This is a genomic window from Anaerobiospirillum sp. NML120448 (assembly GCF_023050945.1).
In the GTDB taxonomy this organism is placed as follows: domain Bacteria; phylum Pseudomonadota; class Gammaproteobacteria; order Enterobacterales; family Succinivibrionaceae; genus Anaerobiospirillum.
This window is the reverse complement of the sequence record NZ_JALKIM010000164.1, coordinates 1-1,566: the sequence shown is the minus strand read 5'-3', so window position 1 is coordinate 1,566 and position 1,566 is coordinate 1. Positions and strand designations below refer to the sequence as shown.

Below are 1,566 nucleotides of genomic sequence, written 5' to 3'. Positions count from 1 at the left end.
CAATACCTATTGTCAATAGATAGAATAAATTCATAAAACTACACTATATTAACCTATATAAGATTTCCTGATAAGATTGATATTTATCAATATATTGAGTGAGCTTTATACTTTGTCTGTCTACATGCCATTAATGCGCAAAGAAAATTAACCAATGCAACCAATAGCTTGAATACTAATTATCAGCGTCTTGCATCAGGTTTACGTATTAACTCTGCAAAAGACGATGCTGCTGGTCTTCAAATTTCCGATCGTTTAACCGCACAAATCAACGGTTTAAATCAGGGAAATCGTAACACCAACGATGGTATCGCCTTAGCCCAAACCATTGAAGGTGCTCTCGACGAAACCACCAACATGCTCCAGCGTATCCGTGTTTTAGCCGTTCAAGCTGCAAACGGAACAAATACGAACGAGGATCGTAAGGCATTACAGCAGGAAGTAAGACAGCTTTCTGAGGAAATTACTCGTATTGCCAAGCAAACAACTTTTGCTGGTGGTACTGTTCTTAATGGACCTGTTAACAACAATAATAATAAGACTAGCTTAATCCCTGCTAATGGTAAGATGACTTTCCAAGTTGGAGCTAATGCTGGTGATACCTTAGACTTAAATTGGAACAAAGCCTTCTCAATGGATGGCATTGCTACAATGGCTAAGATTACAGCAGCAGGAAATAAAAATGATATTGCCAATAAAGGTCTTGTAGTAAGTAACGGCTCATATTTCTGGTCAGTAACTGGAGCTCAAGCTGCACAATCAACTTTAAAATACATCGATTCATTCATTCAAGTTGTAGATTCTAAGCGTGCTGAGCTAGGCGCGATCCAGAACAGAATGGAAAGCACCATTAGAAATCAGGCTTCTATTGCGGAAAATGAGGCTGATGCACGTAGCCGTATTCGTGATACCGATTTTGCCTCTGAGACTGCCTCTTTAACTGCCAATAACATTATTCAGCAGGCCTCTCAAACAGTATTAGCACAAGCTAACCAGCGTCCAACTATTGCTCTTAGCTTGTTAGGTCAATAAGCTTCTTAAATCGTAATAATCTCAATACACAATTACAAGGCGAACTCAGGTTCGCCTTTTTTATGCCTTTTGTACCATTAGCTACCACTTTAGCATATGCTCATTGCCTAAAAGGGTGTTTTTTGCTTCACCTATTGTTTCATTTTTGTGTGGATAGGAAATATTGGTCTCGATAGAGTAGTTAGTTGTTAAAAGCGGCAATTGAAAGGAAGCGCCCGCACATAAAAGTAAAGGAATATAGCTTATAAGGCCATGACAAAGTGCATTTATATAGGAAGTTCAGGCAATAACATACATATTGGCATATATGTTGCTCATATCCATTTATAAAAAGTAATGCAGCTATCTTATTGGAGTGGCTGATAGTTTTAACAGACTTGTTTGTTGCAAAACAAGGAACAAGAAAGAAGCATATCGACCGACATTAAGCGCTGGTTGAACAAAATGTGGCAAAATCTTGTAAAAACACCATCGACAAAACTACACTATATTAACCTTTATGCAAAGTAAATATGTGATATAAGTCACATATAG

At 37.8% G+C, this 1,566-nt stretch carries 1 protein-coding gene; it reads left to right on the top strand.

Going from position 1 to position 1,566, the window contains the following annotated elements:
• The first annotated feature begins 129 nt into the window (after positions 1–129).
• On the top strand, positions 130–1,032 hold the full coding sequence (locus MXE38_RS12245; RefSeq protein WP_246915490.1) for a flagellin: 903 nt from the start codon (positions 130–132) through the stop codon (positions 1,030–1,032).
• Positions 1,033–1,566 lie beyond the last annotated feature (534 nt).